Origin of the sequence: Fictibacillus marinisediminis (assembly GCF_023149135.1) — a bacterium.
Classification (GTDB): Bacteria; Bacillota; Bacilli; order Bacillales; family Fictibacillaceae; genus Fictibacillus_C; species Fictibacillus_C marinisediminis.
Window position 1 is genome coordinate 1713452 of the sequence record NZ_JAIWJX010000002.1, and the last position, 15845, is coordinate 1729296.

The 15845-nt window shown below is 44.5% G+C and carries 21 protein-coding genes and 1 tRNA gene; 16 read left to right on the forward strand and 6 right to left on the reverse strand.

Features of this window, described 5'->3' with window-relative positions:
* Window positions 1-76 precede the first annotated feature (76 nt).
* The 3 genes from LCY76_RS09280 to LCY76_RS09290 all read left to right on the forward strand — a co-directional run bounded on the left by LCY76_RS09280 (window position 77) and on the right by LCY76_RS09290 (window position 2657).
* A complete protein-coding gene (locus LCY76_RS09280; protein ID WP_248252406.1) occupies window positions 77-1243 on the forward strand; it encodes a BMQ_0737 family morphogenetic spore coat protein in 1167 nt (388 codons plus the stop codon).
* A gap of 119 nt (window positions 1244-1362) precedes the next feature.
* A complete protein-coding gene (locus LCY76_RS09285; protein ID WP_248252407.1) occupies window positions 1363-2256 on the forward strand; it encodes an SH3 domain-containing protein in 894 nt (297 codons plus the stop codon).
* A 65-nt stretch (window positions 2257-2321) separates the two neighbouring features.
* Entirely contained in the window at window positions 2322-2657 is a 336-nt protein-coding gene (locus LCY76_RS09290) for a hypothetical protein (protein WP_248252408.1), read from the forward strand.
* Between the two features lie 54 nt (window positions 2658-2711).
* Here the strand turns inward: LCY76_RS09290 and LCY76_RS09295 are convergent, their stop codons facing one another.
* The 4 genes from LCY76_RS09295 to LCY76_RS09310 form a co-directional block, all read right to left on the reverse strand.
* Complete coding sequence (locus LCY76_RS09295) at window positions 2712-3392, reverse strand: DUF421 domain-containing protein (protein ID WP_248252409.1); 681 nt, start codon at window positions 3390-3392, stop codon at window positions 2712-2714.
* Between the two features lie 96 nt (window positions 3393-3488).
* Window positions 3489-3923 (reverse strand): GNAT family N-acetyltransferase, encoded by a 435-nt coding sequence (locus tag LCY76_RS09300; protein ID WP_248252410.1) that lies wholly within the window; start codon window positions 3921-3923, stop codon window positions 3489-3491.
* Window positions 3924-3925: 2 nt separating this feature from the next.
* Window positions 3926-4444 (reverse strand): 2'-5' RNA ligase family protein, encoded by a 519-nt coding sequence (locus LCY76_RS09305; protein WP_091006638.1) that lies wholly within the window; start codon window positions 4442-4444, stop codon window positions 3926-3928.
* A gap of 65 nt (window positions 4445-4509) precedes the next feature.
* Window positions 4510-5238: an alpha/beta hydrolase gene (locus LCY76_RS09310; protein ID WP_248252411.1), complete on the reverse strand. Its 729-nt coding sequence runs from the start codon at window positions 5236-5238 to the stop codon at window positions 4510-4512.
* A 127-nt stretch (window positions 5239-5365) separates the two neighbouring features.
* On the opposite strand from LCY76_RS09310, the gene LCY76_RS09315 reads away from it, so the two are divergent.
* The 5 genes from LCY76_RS09315 to LCY76_RS09335 all read left to right on the forward strand — a co-directional run bounded on the left by LCY76_RS09315 (window position 5366) and on the right by LCY76_RS09335 (window position 9071).
* Window positions 5366-5920, forward strand: a complete 555-nt coding sequence (locus LCY76_RS09315; protein ID WP_248252412.1) for a phosphatidylglycerophosphatase A family protein — start codon at window positions 5366-5368, stop codon at window positions 5918-5920.
* Window positions 5921-6056: 136 nt separating this feature from the next.
* Window positions 6057-6776: a DUF6143 family protein gene (locus LCY76_RS09320; RefSeq protein WP_248252413.1), complete on the forward strand. Its 720-nt coding sequence runs from the start codon at window positions 6057-6059 to the stop codon at window positions 6774-6776.
* 113 nt (window positions 6777-6889) lie between these two features.
* A tRNA-Val gene (locus LCY76_RS09325) sits at window positions 6890-6965 on the forward strand.
* 174 nt (window positions 6966-7139) lie between these two features.
* Window positions 7140-8189, forward strand: a complete 1050-nt coding sequence (locus LCY76_RS09330) for a tyrosine-type recombinase/integrase (protein WP_248252414.1) — start codon at window positions 7140-7142, stop codon at window positions 8187-8189.
* 198 nt (window positions 8190-8387) lie between these two features.
* Complete coding sequence (locus LCY76_RS09335; protein ID WP_248252415.1) at window positions 8388-9071, forward strand: hypothetical protein; 684 nt, start codon at window positions 8388-8390, stop codon at window positions 9069-9071.
* Window positions 9072-9547: 476 nt separating this feature from the next.
* Here LCY76_RS09335 and LCY76_RS09340 read toward each other — a convergent pair whose 3' ends face one another.
* Window positions 9548-9745, reverse strand: a complete 198-nt coding sequence (locus LCY76_RS09340; RefSeq protein ID WP_248252416.1) for a hypothetical protein — start codon at window positions 9743-9745, stop codon at window positions 9548-9550.
* Window positions 9746-9816: 71 nt separating this feature from the next.
* Window positions 9817-10386 (reverse strand): recombinase family protein, encoded by a 570-nt coding sequence (locus tag LCY76_RS09345; protein ID WP_248252417.1) that lies wholly within the window; start codon window positions 10384-10386, stop codon window positions 9817-9819.
* Window positions 10387-11629: 1243 nt separating this feature from the next.
* On the opposite strand from LCY76_RS09345, the gene LCY76_RS09350 reads away from it, so the two are divergent.
* The 8 genes from LCY76_RS09350 to LCY76_RS09380 all read left to right on the forward strand — a co-directional run bounded on the left by LCY76_RS09350 (window position 11630) and on the right by LCY76_RS09380 (window position 15698).
* Complete coding sequence (locus tag LCY76_RS09350; RefSeq protein ID WP_248252418.1) at window positions 11630-11866, forward strand: helix-turn-helix domain-containing protein; 237 nt, start codon at window positions 11630-11632, stop codon at window positions 11864-11866.
* A gap of 543 nt (window positions 11867-12409) precedes the next feature.
* On the forward strand, window positions 12410-12820 hold the full coding sequence (locus LCY76_RS09355; protein WP_248252419.1) for a hypothetical protein: 411 nt from the start codon (window positions 12410-12412) through the stop codon (window positions 12818-12820).
* A 69-nt stretch (window positions 12821-12889) separates the two neighbouring features.
* Window positions 12890-13213: a hypothetical protein gene (locus LCY76_RS09360; protein WP_248252420.1), complete on the forward strand. Its 324-nt coding sequence runs from the start codon at window positions 12890-12892 to the stop codon at window positions 13211-13213.
* Between the two features lie 65 nt (window positions 13214-13278).
* A complete protein-coding gene (locus tag LCY76_RS24140; RefSeq protein WP_419714987.1) occupies window positions 13279-13575 on the forward strand; it encodes an HNH endonuclease in 297 nt (98 codons plus the stop codon).
* Window positions 13576-13702: 127 nt separating this feature from the next.
* Window positions 13703-14062, forward strand: coding sequence for a hypothetical protein (locus tag LCY76_RS09365; protein WP_248252421.1), 360 nt, complete (start codon window positions 13703-13705; stop codon window positions 14060-14062).
* Between the two features lie 151 nt (window positions 14063-14213).
* Complete coding sequence (locus tag LCY76_RS09370; RefSeq protein WP_248252422.1) at window positions 14214-14534, forward strand: hypothetical protein; 321 nt, start codon at window positions 14214-14216, stop codon at window positions 14532-14534.
* 1 nt (window position 14535) lies between these two features.
* Entirely contained in the window at window positions 14536-15279 is a 744-nt protein-coding gene (locus tag LCY76_RS09375; RefSeq protein WP_248252423.1) for a hypothetical protein, read from the forward strand.
* Entirely contained in the window at window positions 15279-15698 is a 420-nt protein-coding gene (locus LCY76_RS09380; RefSeq protein WP_248252424.1) for a hypothetical protein, read from the forward strand. Before LCY76_RS09375 ends, LCY76_RS09380 begins: the two co-directional genes overlap by 1 nt.
* Window positions 15699-15845 lie beyond the last annotated feature (147 nt).

Below are 15845 nucleotides of genomic sequence, written 5' to 3' on the forward strand. Positions count from 1 at the left end.
TCTTGTGTCATAACCTATCGTATTCCCATAGTATGTATGGAATCTTCAGAACATGATGAGGAAAGGAAGGGAAACTATGGGTTTAAATCATAAGAAATCTATACCAAAGGCTGCCAATAGTCTCCAAGAAGAATGCATAAGAGTACAGAAAGTGTATGATTGGGTTACTGATACATTTTCAGTAACGAAACAAGTTAGTTTCAATCCGGAGCAGCTCAGAAAGATCGAGGAAGCATTAGAAGATCCGGCACGGCGTCCTTTGCGACTGACTTGTCAAACACCGGCGGCTCCGCCTCCATTCCCGTTAAACGGAGAAGAAACGAGGGCAGAATGCGAGACCTTCCTGTGTGAGCAGGTTGGTGAGAAAAGAGACGTAACGGTTTCGCTAAACGGTAATTTTGTTGATGCTCAGCTCGTGGAGCTGTTATTCACTTCTGAAGTAAGGGTAGCTGTTGTGGACCGTAACGGAAGAGTCGTAACACACCTTACAACGGATGCATCTGTCCTCGAACCATTTGTACTTTGTTATCCAGACGGAACAGACCTGTTTTGCAAAATCACCAGAATTCTTTGCAAAATCCAAACAGGAACCGTACTCCTAAACGCCCCAGCACCACGATCTTTTAACATCACCATTACATTCTGTGTGGATATCCAAATCGAAGCTGAAGTGAAACTCGAAGTACTTGCTAAGTTCTGCTCACCTCGAAATAATGACCTTTCAGCTGAAGAAGCTGAAATGGATTCTTGTCCGGAGGTCGAATTCCCTGCACAATGTCCGGATATCTTCCCTCGCCCTAACTGCGATTGCAGTGTCAGCGGTGAAGCGAGCGGACGCACCGGAAGCAATTCTACTGAAAAAGGCCGCCTTAGCGTGCTTGCTGATATCTGCCAAAACTGCAGCCTGAGTGACAGTTCACTTCGCTTTACGTTTGAAGATGAAAACGGGGGATTAAACAACTTCGACTTCACAGCGGATAGCTTTGAACAGGATTCTCTAAATTGCGAGCCTTGCGAAGGCAAGGGACTCAAGTTGATGGTCTCAGGTGTAGGTACGACAAATGACGGTGAAGAATTTGACTTTAACTTCGCAGCCGTAAGCCGCCACTCTGGAAGCCGTTTCCAGCTTCAGCTTATTGATGAAAGAGGGGTCACTGTATTCGAATCAGGAATTGTGAAAGTAGATAATGGAAGCCTTGAGGTTGAAGATTGCGTGACTTTCGATGATATCAAATTAAAATAATATCCTTAAGGGCAATAAAAGAGCAGGGAAGCATCCTGCTCTTTTTTCTTTAAATAGTGAACGAATCAGTGAAGCCTACATAAGATAAAAGATGGGAGCCTATTTAGGGGGGGACACGTATGCATTCTCAAAAAGAACGGTTAAGCTATGACCGTCTTATCGCTCGGGCCCAGTTTTATCAGGAAAAGTCTTTAGAGTTGGAAAAAAAATTAGTGTTTGCAGAGGAACTGATTGAAAAACTTGAAAAAGAAGCAGCGGATTCTTCAAAAGATACAACGATACAGGCACTTGAAGCTGAACGGGTGCGGCTGACAGAAGAGGTCGCACACTTGAAAAATGAGCTGGGGCAAGCCAAAAGCATTGATTATGACAAAAGAGCAGCGGATTATGAGGCATTGCTGGCCGAAGTGCAAAAGGAGATAAACGATAAGGAGAACAAACTGGATCTCAGCCAGCAAAAAATAAGGGCATTAGAAAAAAAGCTTTCACTTCAAGGAAGGCCTGATCCCTTTATGAAGAAAGCAGAGGAAGACGAAGAAGAGAATATTTTCGTTAAAAAGGATTATGAGTGTCTCTGTCTGTTTGATTACTCCATCATCATGAATGAAAATCAATCAGGCTTTATTAAGGGATCATTTATCATTGAAAACACAGGATTAATTACACTTCAGAATCCATCTGTTTGTCTGCGCTTCAATCCAGGTGAAGCCAATGTCTTAAAAGGGAAGATTTACTCCAGTGAAAATCATGAGGTTAATCAAGACAACCTCGCGAACTTTCATTGGATGTTTATCGACAACGACTGGGCGCAAGAAGCGAAAGAGCGCGGAGAAATCTGGATCTGCCCGATAAGAGAAATGATCATAGAACCTGGTGAGAAATCCGTGATACAAGACTATCAGATTCCATTTAAGAAAGAAGTCATAGGCAATCTAACGGTTGAAGCCTTTGTTTTCTTCAATAAACAGCAATATAAAGTAAAGGCGGCCAATCACATTTCTATCAATTTTTGATAATTAAGCCTATGTCCCTTCTCTATAATCTTGCATACTATGGGAATTATAGAGGAGGTTAGAGTATGTCTTGCGAGAAAAAGAAAAAGAAAGTGATCAAAGCAGATAAAGTCATTATTAAAGCAGATAAAGTGATTGTAGTAGAAGAAAAAAAGAAGAAGTACGACTATAAAGAAACATGGACTCACGATCACGTATATTCTCCTAAGAAGAAAGAATCTTCCAGCTGTAAAAAACATGAATCTTCCAGTTCCCACGGCAAAAAGAAAGAATCTTCTTCATCCAAACATTTTAAGTCAGAATCCAGCTTCAAAAAACACGAATCTTCTTCAAGCTATATTTGCTTTAAAAAGAAGCATAAAAAGCATAAAGATTGTGGCTGTGGCGGTTCCTGGATCTAAGCATGCAAAAAAAAGAACACGCAAAGTGTTCTTTTTTTGCTTTATAAAAAACAATTAGTCCTTTTCTTTCATTACTAGCAGTTCATGTCCCTTTTTCCATTCCGCATAGAGAACATCTTGAGCGGAGTTTATTTTTCTTTTTAAAAGCTGTGCCCGCAGCCACTCCTCATCAACTCCGGCTGTTTTTAAATTGTCATGAATAATTTTACCATCCAGGATCAAAGTGACAGGAAGTGTAACCTCAACTTCATGAAGCTTTAAGTCTTTGCGGGTGACCGGCTGTACATTGGATTTAGGAAGTACAGAAATGGAACCGTTCGTCTCCAGAATGGCATATTCTATCTCTCTCATGCTAAAATGGCCTTTCTGCCGGATAAGATCTTGAAGCTGGTTGATATCAAGCTTGTTCTTTTTCAGCTGTTTACGGTCAATGACGCCGTTTCGGACGATGATAGAGGGAGACCCTTCGAGAACCTTGCGCAGCGTCATTGATTTTTGTGTCAGCATCTCCAATGAATACATAAGTACTCCCCATACGCTAATCGCAAATAAGATCATCCAAATGTGCACATCAGGGTCATACATCGCATTTCCGACAAGTTCTCCGAGGATAAGAGCTGAAATAAAGTCGAAAGGTGTAAGCTGTGATAATTGTGTTTTTCCTAATAATTTAGTTAAAAAGAAAAGAGCAAAAAAACCAATGATCATTTCAATTGTAATTGTACCAAGCCTCATGACAGCCCCCACTGGTGCGAAGTTAAAGTTAGTGTTCTCCTGTTTGTCCAAAATAAACCGATCGTGAACATAAAAAAGCATCAAACTGACTCAAGATCAGTTCAATGCTTTATTCATGGCAACATGCCAAATATTGGCGTCTAGAAAGGGTTCTGTTGAAGTTGTAGCATATCCTAATTTTTTATAGAAATCCTCTGCATGGACCTGTGCATATAATGTAAGGGATGGATAACCGGACTGTTTGGCTGCCTGTTCCATCTTTTTCATCAGCAACTCGCCGAGCCCCTGTTTACGGCGGCTGGCCAGAATACAGACTCTTTCAATTTTCCCTCCGCCTTCTATCGGGCGTAAACGGCCTGCGCCAATTGGTTCACGACGGTCATCGTATAGGACAAAATGGGCTGATTGATCTTCAAACGAGTCAATCTCTTCTTGCTCAGAGACGTTCTGTTCATTTACGAAAACCTGTTTTCGAACAAACAAAGCGTCCTTGTATGATGGATCTTCCGTTGTTAGTACTTTTACTTCCAAAATTAAACGTCCTTTCCGAGCGCAAAAGTCTTGTAGACTTTCCAGCGGTCAGATTCTTCATCCATTTTTAACAAATGAAATTCTGTTACGGTTTCTTGGTATTCTGCTTCCACCATTTTTAACCGTTCCAGCACATCCGCATGCTCCACGTCAGAAAGCTTTTGGGCTAGGGTGAGATGAGGAACGAAATTATACGGATGTTCGTGTTCGAGCGGCCCTTCATAGAGAAGCTCGTGCAAGGAGTTTAGTTCATCATTGTTATCCACTTTCAAATAAATAACATTGTTGACAGGATGAAAAGAACTTGCTCGGGTGATATGAATATTGATCGGAGGAATATTCTTGGCGACTGTTTCGATATATTCAACGATTTCTTCGATTTCTGCATCGTTGGCTTCAAATGGATCTTTGAGTGTAATATGCGGTGCAATGATAGAATAATGAGGATCATAGCGTTTGCGGTAAGAATTTATTTTATCTTTGAGTTCTTCTGATGGGAATATAGCAATACCGTATTTCATTGAAAACTTCCTCCCTTATCTTTTGAATTAGTATATCAAAAATTCTTACAACTTCACAAATCGAATTATTTTCCGTAGATAAATTTTAAAGCAGGCCTGAGGTTTACTTGCCAGTCTGACCAAAGATGACTGCCTTCAAATTCATTATAACGATAATCAAACCCTATGTTCAGAAACCAGTCCGAAAGTTCACGGTTCGGCGATAAAAAATCTTTTATAAAGCCATCAACAGATTCAAAGCGGCTTTCTTCTTTTCCGACGGAATGATAGAGCGTCAGCAGTTCATACCCTTTGAAAGAGCGGACATCGTTCAAGATTTGCTGCTCAACGTACGGAGACTGTAAGATCAGCTTGCCGAAGGTACGGGGAAAAGATATCCCGCATCTGAGGGAAACATAGCCTCCAAGCGAGTCTCCGAGAAGGCACGTCCCGGATCCCAATAAGTAAGTATTAAACTTCTCTTGAACATAGGAAGGCAGATCCAGTGACATGAAACGAATATAAGCGTTATGTTTTTCTCCTTTTGGGTGATATTTATGATGCCTGTCCTCTCCGCGTTTATGGGAAATACCGATGATGATCATTTCCTCGATCTCATTCGCCTGAATCATATCATCCGCTGTAGATGCAAGCCGTCCGAGTTGAAAATAATCAGGTCCGTCCTGTGCGATCAATACAGGATATTTTTTTAGTGTGGTAAACGCTGGAGGCAAATAGATCAATAAAGGAATTTCTTCATTAAGTTCTTTACTATGTATGGTTTCTTCATAGACGGTTCCTTGAAAAGTGGGCATAAAAATTCTCCTATCTAAAAACAGCGCTTTCATTGTATCCGTTCCATTCTATCATACAGTGGTATAATGTAATCAAGATATAAGTATTATTCGGGAAAAATCCAAGGAAAATACAGAGGTGAGCCCAATGGCAAAACGAGTCCATAGCCGTGATGTTGAGTCTGCAGCCAGAGCCCTGCTTGCAGAACGGGGTGTAACGATTCCGGAAATCGCTGAAATTGTGTTTGAAATGCAGTCTCCCTTTTCTCCTCAATTAACGATGACAGAATGTATTGAAAGTGTTGATGCCGTGTTAACAAAACGAGAGATCCAGCATGCTTTGTTGGTTGGAATTGAGCTCGATAAATTAGCAGAAAAAAGGATGCTCTCTGAGCCATTGCAATCCATTGTGGAGATGGATGAAGGATTATTTGGTGTAGATGAAACGATTGCCCTTGGAGCAGTCTTTGGATATGGGAGTATTGCGGTTACGACGTTTGGACACCTTGATAAATATAAAATGGGTATCATTCGAAAGCTGGATACGAAAACATCCGAAGGCATCCATACGTTTCTGGACGATCTTGTCGCGAGCATTGCAGCGAATGCTTCCAGCAGGCTGGCGCACCGTCTCAGAGATCAGGAGGAAAGACTTTCAAAGCAAGAACTGGAACAGCATGATCAAGAAGAAAAGATAGGATGAAGAAAAGCTGCCCCTATACTGGGGCAGCTTTTCTTCGTCAACCACAGCTTTGACCCATTTTTACAAATTGAAGGACCAAGTATAGCTTATCTACATATGGTAGTAATGTGTAAACTTTATAGAAGGGAAAATGCATATGCAAAATAGAATGTACCCGTATGGTCCTGGGGCGGGTTACGGCTATGGGCAAGGCAACTATGGGAACCCAAACGTGAATCCCAATATGAATTATCCGAACCCTAACATAAGCCCAAACATGAACTATCCCGTCAGCCCCAATATGAATTATCCGGTAAGTCCTAATATGAATGTAAATATCCCGGTCAGCCCAAAAATGAAATACCCTAAAGAAGAAAAGCCAACAGAAGTAAGTCCGGCAGAGGTGACGAAAGCCAACAATTTTCTAGGGATCACAGAGACGCTTTCCGTCTGCCCATGTCCTCCAGGAGAGAACGTGTGGGCGGCCCTCGTGAATCCGGAAGGTTCAGGTGTAGATCTGGCGTTACAGCGAATCACCATCTCCAATATGACGTGCAGCCCGATAAACGCTCAAATCTATTTTAAGCCCACTCTGCCGTTCAATGGAAGAATGTCAGGAAATGTTACTCCTGCAGACTTGTCAAAAACTCCATCCGCCCGGCCAAAAGGACAGATTCAGTTTGGTTCGCTTCCAAACTCTCCAGTGAACGGAGTTTTAGCAGCATCCAGAATCATTCCTCCATACAAAAGTATTACCGTTGATCTGGATGGATTGTGGGTCATTGCATCAAGAACAAATGTAATGGTTTTCCTTACCTCTACATGCGATGACAGCAGCCTGAAATCTACTGTAGCTTTTGAATGGGAAGAAAAGTGATGGTTTAGGCCCTTTTTTAGGGTCTTTTTTTATTTTTGATTAATTTTAAAAAAACAGTTGCCAATTAAGTGAAAAATGAGGTATACTTCTATTTGTCCGATACATAATCATTTGATCCGATAGCTCAGCTGGGAGAGCGCTACCTTGACAGGGTAGAGGTCGGGGGTTCGAACCCCTCTCGGGTCACCATAACGCTTAAAACCGCGTCATATCAACGTTTACAAGTCACAGACTGGTCATCGACTGGATCAATGACTGATCGCCAGGGTACAGCCCGAATGGTACACACGGTTCAGGCGCATATATACTTACACGATAATCCTTCTGGTTCGATTAATACAATCGACTGGGAGGATTTTTTTGATGGACAAACGAACGGGAAAACGCATGATCGGAGATCGCAGCGGAACCACTATGCGCAAATCATTGTATGAACTGGACGCCTTATTCCAGAAGTATTTGAGCGCAAAAACAGCTGAAGGCCGGGCGCCCAGCATGGTGGAAAAATACAAGCGCTATTACAGATTTTTCTGCGACTACCTGGACAATCAGAACATACCGCGAGACATCCGCAAGATAGACACCGACGTCATCCGGTTATACAGCAGCTGGATGCTGAACGACAAGATAAAATTCGACGGACACACGTTCAAGCCGGAAGATTCGAAAACGCCTGGTCTGTCGGCTGTGACGGTCAATGATCGGCTGAAGATCTTGCGTGCCTGGTTCCGTTTTCTAGCCGACGAACAGCTGATCGACGAAGATCCAATGAAGCGGATCAAGAACGCCAGGGAAGAATCGGAACAGATCCAGGTTTTGAGTCCGCAACAGCTTCGCGCATTATTGGCAGCACCGAATCAACGCAGATATGCTGGATTCCGGGACGCTTGTTTATTGGCGCTATTAATCGATTCCATGTGCCGGATCAATGAAGCGTTAAACCTAAAGAAAACGGACATTGACTTTGCGTCCAGCACGATAAACATTAGAGCAGAGATCGCTAAAAGCCGAAAGTCACGTATCCTGCCGATCCAGAAGCGGACGGCGCGGCTGCTAAAAGAATTGATTGAAGAAGTTGCGTGCTTCAACAGTGAATACGTCTTTCTGGCGAACTATGGTGAACCATTGACGGCTAATCACTTCCGAAAGCAGCTGCGACAATATGCAGAGAAGGCGGGCATCACCCAGCGGATCATCCATCCACATTTATTGCGACACACAGGCGCAACAATGTTTTTGGAAGCGGGCGGCGATATCCGCCATCTGCAAATGCTGCTGGGACACAGTGATCTGCGCATGGTTTTGAGATATACGCATCTGTCGAAGCAGTCGCTGATCGCGCAGCATGAACAGTATTCGCCGATGAATAACGTAATCGAAAAGCGGCACAAAGAACGGAAGATCTTGCGCTGATTCGGGCGCAAAATAGCAAACAAATAAAAGTCAGTCCATTGCGGGCTGGCGGCTTTTTTTAAACGGATCGAGCGGGTTCAGGCTGTGAAAATTTGCAGAATAAATTTTTTGGATCGGAATAGGCAGTCTTTGTACTTCCAAATCCTTTAAAATATCAATCGGCTGATTTTCCATTTTTCAAAAAATGGTATTATTGATATGGAAAATGAAATGGATGGTGACAAGATGAAGATAACAGATTTTATCGATGAGAAGCTTTACGAACAGTTTAACAGGGATATTTATGGTGCTTTCCTGAAACTTAATGATCCCATGACGATGATTTTGAAAGGACATTTGTACATTGAAGCTGAATTTGAAAAACAGCTAGACATCTATTTAGCAAATCCTGAAGTATTGGATATATCGCGCATGAAATTTCCTGCTAAGCTAAATTTTTTGATCGCATTAGGAATAATGGATAAAAGCGACCGAAGTCCATATGCAAAACTTAATGAAGTCAGGCGTAAATTTGCCCATGATCTCAATTATCAATTGCAGGAAAATGATGTACAAATAATTGTTGATTCATTTAATAAATCACAAAAAAGTAGATTTAATAAAATGGCCGATGGGCAATCATCTCTTATGGGGAAATTGCGATTCTGCCTTTCAATATTATGGATAGATATATCCCTAAATACTGAATCAATAAAGCTGAAAGCAGAAACTCAAAGACTAGAAGAAGAAATAAAGAAGCTTAATGAAAAAAGCACTTTTGATTCTCCCAAACAATTTGAAAAATATTGGGAAAACTATATGGAAAGGATCAGTAAACAGAAAGATTCGCAAACAGAAGTGATGAACGATAAGGTGGCTCCAGCTGGGGAAGATTGCAATTAATCTGCACTAACAAAGGTTAGGGATTGAAAAATTCTGCGAAAAAATTTTTCGACTTGAATTCGGAAATCCTTTTTTAGATTTTTGGATGAACGCAATCAAGGCACCGTGTCTGCCTTAAATACGATTGTCTGCGCATACTGGGATTGTGGATCCCATAGATCGGCGCGCACTAGCGGATCTGTTTGCGAGTGGATCTTGACGATGACTGGACTGGCGTGTAATCCATCGATGGCAGGCGTGTGTAAGCGTAGGGCTGAGATCTAAACCCCCCACATTAGAATTTTTGGCGCAAAGGTGAACAGCCCAGGCGAAGGGAATTGATTGCGGATCCCCCCGGGGGTATCTAATACTTCGAGGATCAGCTCCATCCCGCGCATCCCTGGCGCCATCCATCCACAAGATTGTTCAGTCCGATTCCGATCATTCAATCGATCCATTGCGTGATACATCAAAGCATCGTCATCTGCATCCGAAGATCACCAATCATCATTGCATTGATCACCGATAATCAAGTCGGCGGGCTGCGCCGGCATACGATCCATCATGTGCAACTGCGCCTTAAATACGTTCCATTCCTTCACAACAGCAGCTGGCGCGCCAGGGTTCAACTTCCAGGCGCCAGGTGTTGTATCAACCCATTCATCAAGCCACTGCGGTTTTTGCAAAGATGTCACACAATCATCCCTTTCTTTTACGTATAGATGCAGCTATTGGCGCAAGCCTGGCGTTCATCGACTATTGACTATCATCTCGTTGTAGCCGCTGGCTGGCGCTTTTTCAATTCGCGATAAAGTAGCGATCTACTAATCCCGGTCAGATCGCAGATCTCGTTGACCGTGTACTTCTGCGTGTCATATAACGCAATGGACTGATCTATTTTGCGCTGATCTGCCTTTGGCCGTCCGCCCATGCGGCCACGTGCGCGTGCAGCTGCCAGTCCAGCCTGTGTGCGTTCACGGATCATATCCCGTTCTAATTCCGCAATAACACCGATCATACGGAACATTGCTTTGCCGATCGCTGTTGTAGTGTCAATGCGATCCTGGATCGATACTAATTCGACTCCAGCAGCTTCCAGCTGTTCTGCGACTGTAATCAGCTTCTTTGTGGATCTCGCAAGCCTGTCCAGCTTCCAAACGACAAAGACGTCACCAGGGCGCAGAATGTCCAGCGCACGCTGCAATTCTGGGCGATCGTCCTGGGCGCCGCTTGCGTGTTCAGTGAAAACCCGATCGCAGCCTGCGGCTTTCAGGGCATCCATCTGCATATCAAGCGACTGATCCAAAGTAGAAACACGTGCATATCCGATCTTCATGCTTTAAACCCCTCCGATTTTACTTTTATTTCCTTCTGCTCAATCATACATAAAACGTATGGAAGTGTCACATAGATTAATGGACAAGTTTTTAGACGTTTTAATAAGCTGGAAACCACATTCAGGAATCGAACTAATTATGTCCCGCTAATATTCGTTTTATAGACACATTGAGCAAAAACCTTGCTGCTATCAGTTAGCACGTTTCGTGTTGACTAGTCGTACACAAAATTTTTTTAGTTTAATCTTCATACAACGTCAGAAAACTGCGTCACTATCAGTTTGTACATTTTGTACATTCTAGAAGTTCTCTTTTGTACTTCTAAATATAACAGGGTTCTTAAGAGTTTTGAGCGACAGAACCCGCGCCACTATCAGTTCGCAGGATTTCTGCTGACTGGTTAGTAACTTTTCTACACTCTGAATTGCGTCATTGAAAAGACATTTGCGCTGAAAAACCGCGCAGTTATCAGGTTGTACGTTTTGGACAAATTAGAAGTTCCCTTTTTGTCACTTCTAAATCTATCAAGAATGGGGGGTTAACACAAAAATCCGCATGGCTGCCAGTTAGCACGAAATGTGCCGACTACTTCGCACTATATGCAATATCTGCTGAATCCGGACGTATTCCTGGCGTTGTCCAGGCTGACTTTTATCATCCATATAAGCGCGGATCCTGGCGCAGAATAATGTACAGCAGTGATCCACCCCCCCTGAAGTTCTGCGGCAGGTCGCGTCTGGAACGTCTAGGCCGATCTATGCGCCATTCTCCCACACGCACGGCACCTGTCCACGAATCAATAAATGCCATTCCACGTTCACAATTCGCCTGTTCAAGCTGCTATCCAACACAAACCATTCCGCAATCCCGTTCCGATCTCATATGCGCATTATGACGGCCAGAATGCGAACCCCGCCGCTGCCCACACGTAACATTTCTACACTGCTTTAATGCGACAACGTATAAATGTAACCCCAAGTAAACTCGCCGAATTTACATGAAGACCATGCGAATTTTAATATGTTACATTCATGATTTTAATGGACGAAAATTAACCCAGCTAGAACGCATATAGGTTGAACCAGTCGTGTCGTGCGACTGTTGTTCCCTCCTACCAGTGAGAAAGAGAGATTCCTGTCAGGATCGAATTGGCCAGCGTATATTCCCTTTGCGCTGGCTCATTTTTTTTACCAATAAGGTGAAAAGTCGTCCAATCATTCAAATGAAAGTAGGTGAAACGCAATGTCAAATCCAGTCAAACTATCGGCCTATTCAATAAAGCTGCTTCGAATCGTTCAGGGAATGTCGCAGAAAGAACTTGCAGAACGGGCAGGAATTGATCCGAAGTATCTCTCAAGGATCGAGAGGGGTGCAAGGCCCCTCACGCCATACAATGCGTTGAAACTGCGCGGCGCAATTGATCTTTCTGACAGACAAATCTTACAACTGTTAGCGGCACACAAACGCATTCTACACTGATCGGCGCAATGAGGGAGATGGGACGGATGGCCGGGATCGGTTGGGCTGGCGCCGTCCGCTTCATTCTTGTGATTAATCTTAATCTATATCTTGCGAGTACTTCTTTGCGTATTCTCTCTTCACATAGAACTAACATGTCATCTAGCTTTGCTAGTGACATAGAGAAACTTGTTTCTCGTTATATCTTTTATTTATATTTCTTTATATTTATTATTCTTTGTATTTACTATGCAATAGAATGAACTACCCGAAGTTCATATTTGAACTTCGTAAATTGAACAGATTGAACATCGGAAGGAAGACAGACAATACCAAACAAAAAGTGGGACAGTCATGTTCAGACCTGTATGAATAGTTGAAGACATAAGCACAGGCTAGATCGGAATAGCTACCCGATCGACAAGCGGAATCCTCTCGGCCGCAGCCGTGCTTCTTTTTATTCCATAAAAGGAGAGGAGACCATCACAGAGAGGAACTGAACACAAAATGAATCAGACAACTAACAATATGCATGAACACATAGGCGAGGAGGAATCGTTCTTCATGGCTTCAAAATCCATCTTCCATTACACGAACTTGCCAGGCATGGACTACGCAGCCTTATCGGTATACGTCTACATTGCGGCACATAAGCAAGATCAACTTTCCGTTGATGGCAGCAGCAAGCCTAACGGACTTCAAGGCTGGTGTTACCGTACGAAAAAGCGCATGGTCAGCGATCTGAAGATCAGCAAGGTAAAGCTGGACGCATGTTTGCGCACACTTCAGCAGTATGGTCTGATCCAAGTAGCGCAATGCAAGAATAAGTACGGCGGCAAGCCGTTGAAGTACCACAAGCCTTTGCGACCATCCACAAAGCAAGCGCTGATAGAGAAATACCCACAGTTCTTCGAAGTTGAAGAGACTGATGGTGAATTTGTTGAACTAGAGATTTTATCGATAGATGAAGCATAGGGCGTCTTTCCTTTGAGGATAGGCGCTTTTTTTTATGGAAAAACAACTACAAACACGGGAGGAATCAAAATGATGGAAGAACATTACAACGAAATGGCCGCAGTGGCCGCGATTTTAGACGACATGGGATTCGACAAAGAGGTTCGTAGCATGGCGATCAATGAAGCGGGATTCATTCCGCAGCGACTTCAAGCGCTGGCATATGAAGTTCTCCGATATTCTACGCGATATGGAATTGAAACTGACGAACACGAAGCAGATGAGATCTTGCAGGCAGTGTCGCGCCTGGTGTTCTGGGAACGACTGATTGCGAAGTCTGCGGTAAAGGCGAAACGGCGTCGCAGAAAGATCCGGAATGGGGGGGGCGACATCATGTGTAAAATCAGCCGATGAAAAAGTGCTATCTCTGTCACGTCCACAAGCCGCTGGATCAATTCCAGAAGAATGCGTCAAAACGCATGGGCGTTCGTGATGATTGTAAGACATGCCGCAAATTTGAGAACAGTGTCGGCCTGGCCAACCGAAGGGCAGAGGCTGTGGGCGAATCTGGGAGATTGACATTGCGCCAGGTGAAGCATCTATTCACGTTCTTTCATGACGCCTATTGCCCGCTGTGTGGGAAGCCATTCGATGATGGCAAGCATAATCCGAGCCTTGATCACGTTACACCGCTGTCCCGCGGAGGCAAGAACGAACTGGGCAACGTCGTGATTGTCGGGAATAGCTGCAATTCACGCAAGGGAATTCCAGCGTAATCAAGTATGCGCAGAAGACACCAGCATTGGAAATCGAATCTTTGATCCGCTTCCTGGCGATGGAGTCCGGCAAGGATCCGGAAGAAGTGCGCCAGCTCCTGGTCGAAGGCGAAGGTGAAAAGTCATGATGGATATCGAACGTAATCTGAAACGTGAAACGGATCGCCTGGCACAGAAATCTTGCGCCAGTGGAAACGGATCCGGTGGCTGTTATCTGATTTCTGGCGGCTGCTTGTACGCAAGAAAAAATCCGGGATTCGGCAGATGCCCGTACTTCGAAAAGAATGTGCTGCCTGCGAATCCTGCGCTGGAATCGGAGTACAAGCGATACTTCGGCGAAGCAGCAGCTGCCGGCAGCAAGATCGGAAAATGCGATCGCTGCGGATCCAGCTTTGCGAAAACTTCCAATCGCGCAAAGTATTGCGGACGATGCCGGGATATCGAACGGAAGCGAAAGGAAGCTGCGAGGAAGCGAGGATCACGATAAAAGTGCATATAAACGTCCGCATTTAGAAATCTGGAAGCCTTGCGCCACAAGGGATTCGGGCTTCAAAAATTGACGCCTAAGGGTTTATGTCTAGGACGACAAAAATGGCGTTCTAAATGCGGACACAGACGATAAAAAGGAGATGATCGCAATGAAAGAGACGGCAATTTTTCATCGGGTGAAGACAAAAAAAGCGGGCCTCTATGCAGCATCGGTGGAGATCTGTGACGCCGACGGTTTGCTACTGTTCCGGTACGAAGAGGATTTTTATCGGCAGCCGTTACGTCAGGTCAGCAAGGCGTCGATCAGATATGCCTGGAACTATTGCGACCAGTACGGGCTGAAAGTGGGTTGGCTGGAATCCGATGCCGGGATCCGCACGATTCCGATCCGGTTCCGGCTGGACGCAGATGGCACTGAAATAGAAGAAGACGAACAAGAAGAACTACAATTTGAAACGGGGGAATTTTGAAATGAACATACCTGCAAAGACTTCACAGTACTATATCCGAGAAGGCTTCACGGCAAGCACGGGCGATCGATACGAGGCAGACAAGATCTACAATGTGGATCCCGCAACGATACCAGACCATGCACACAAGTTGGAGGAAGTACGCTTCCCGTCACTGTCAGCTGTCACGCAGAACATTGCGCAGAAAGTCGAAGCTTACAAAGAGCAGCGCCAGGAAATATCGGAAAGTCCGCGTTACGCCGACAACCCGGCTGAACGTGAATTTTTACTGAAGGAAATCAGCAAACAGCTGGATTCGGACATCGCGGATCTTGAAAAGAAATTTGCGCAAGAAATCGAACTGACAGAAATGGATCTGGCGCAAGCAAGTGTGAAGCCGATCGAAGTAAAAACCGAAGACAAGGAAGCCGCCAGCTTAGTATTGGGAACCTTGTCCGCACAGCTTGCGTTTTCATCCGATCCAGCCAGCGTTCTACGCCTCTTCGAAAAGCAAGTCGCAGCTGTGGGTGATGGCGTTCGAATCGAGATCCTGAAGCACATCGCAAACATTGCAGAGTCAGCCGGATCAGATCCGGCGTCGAAGGAAATCTTGCGTCGCATACATGCAACCTGTGCCGACAGCCATCCTGGAATGCGCGACTTTGTGACACGTAGCAAGCATCTGGACGCAATCAAACGCGACGGTGATCCGGCCGCAGCTTATCGGGCATTAAAGGCTTATGAAGCGCGAAGGAGTGGACGTTAATGCTGGGAACAAATGATCAACAGCCAGGCGCAACAGATCCAGCACTTGCCGATCAGCAGCAGCCAGGCGCGAATGGCCAAAATCCGGGCGCCCAGGATGACGACAGACAGTCGGAACCATTAACAGCGGACGAGAAATCCGAACTGATCAGCTTGCGCAAGATGTCTGCACTTGCAACAGCAGGCATCAGCGATCCAGAAGATGTGTCAAATGCACTTCAATGGATAGAAGGCGCAGAAACGGTCGACGAGATCCAGTCCGGAATTGATCGTCTGCTGTGTGAGTTGAGAATATCAGAGCGATCCCAGGGCGTGGATCCATCGCCAGGTAATGGCCGTCAGTCGCCACCAAAGCCGAGAAGCAGAGAGGACGTTGGTCGGAAGCTATACCAGCGCATCAAGGATCGTCGCATAAAATAACACGTGCGCCAGCTTGCGGATATGAGCCGTGGGCTGGTTTATATTTTGTTTTGCAAATTACTAATTGGCTTACGTCGAAAAGATATTTTCGCTTTAAATACAACAGCATAGACTTGTGGTAAAATATCCCTTGAAAATAAAAATTTA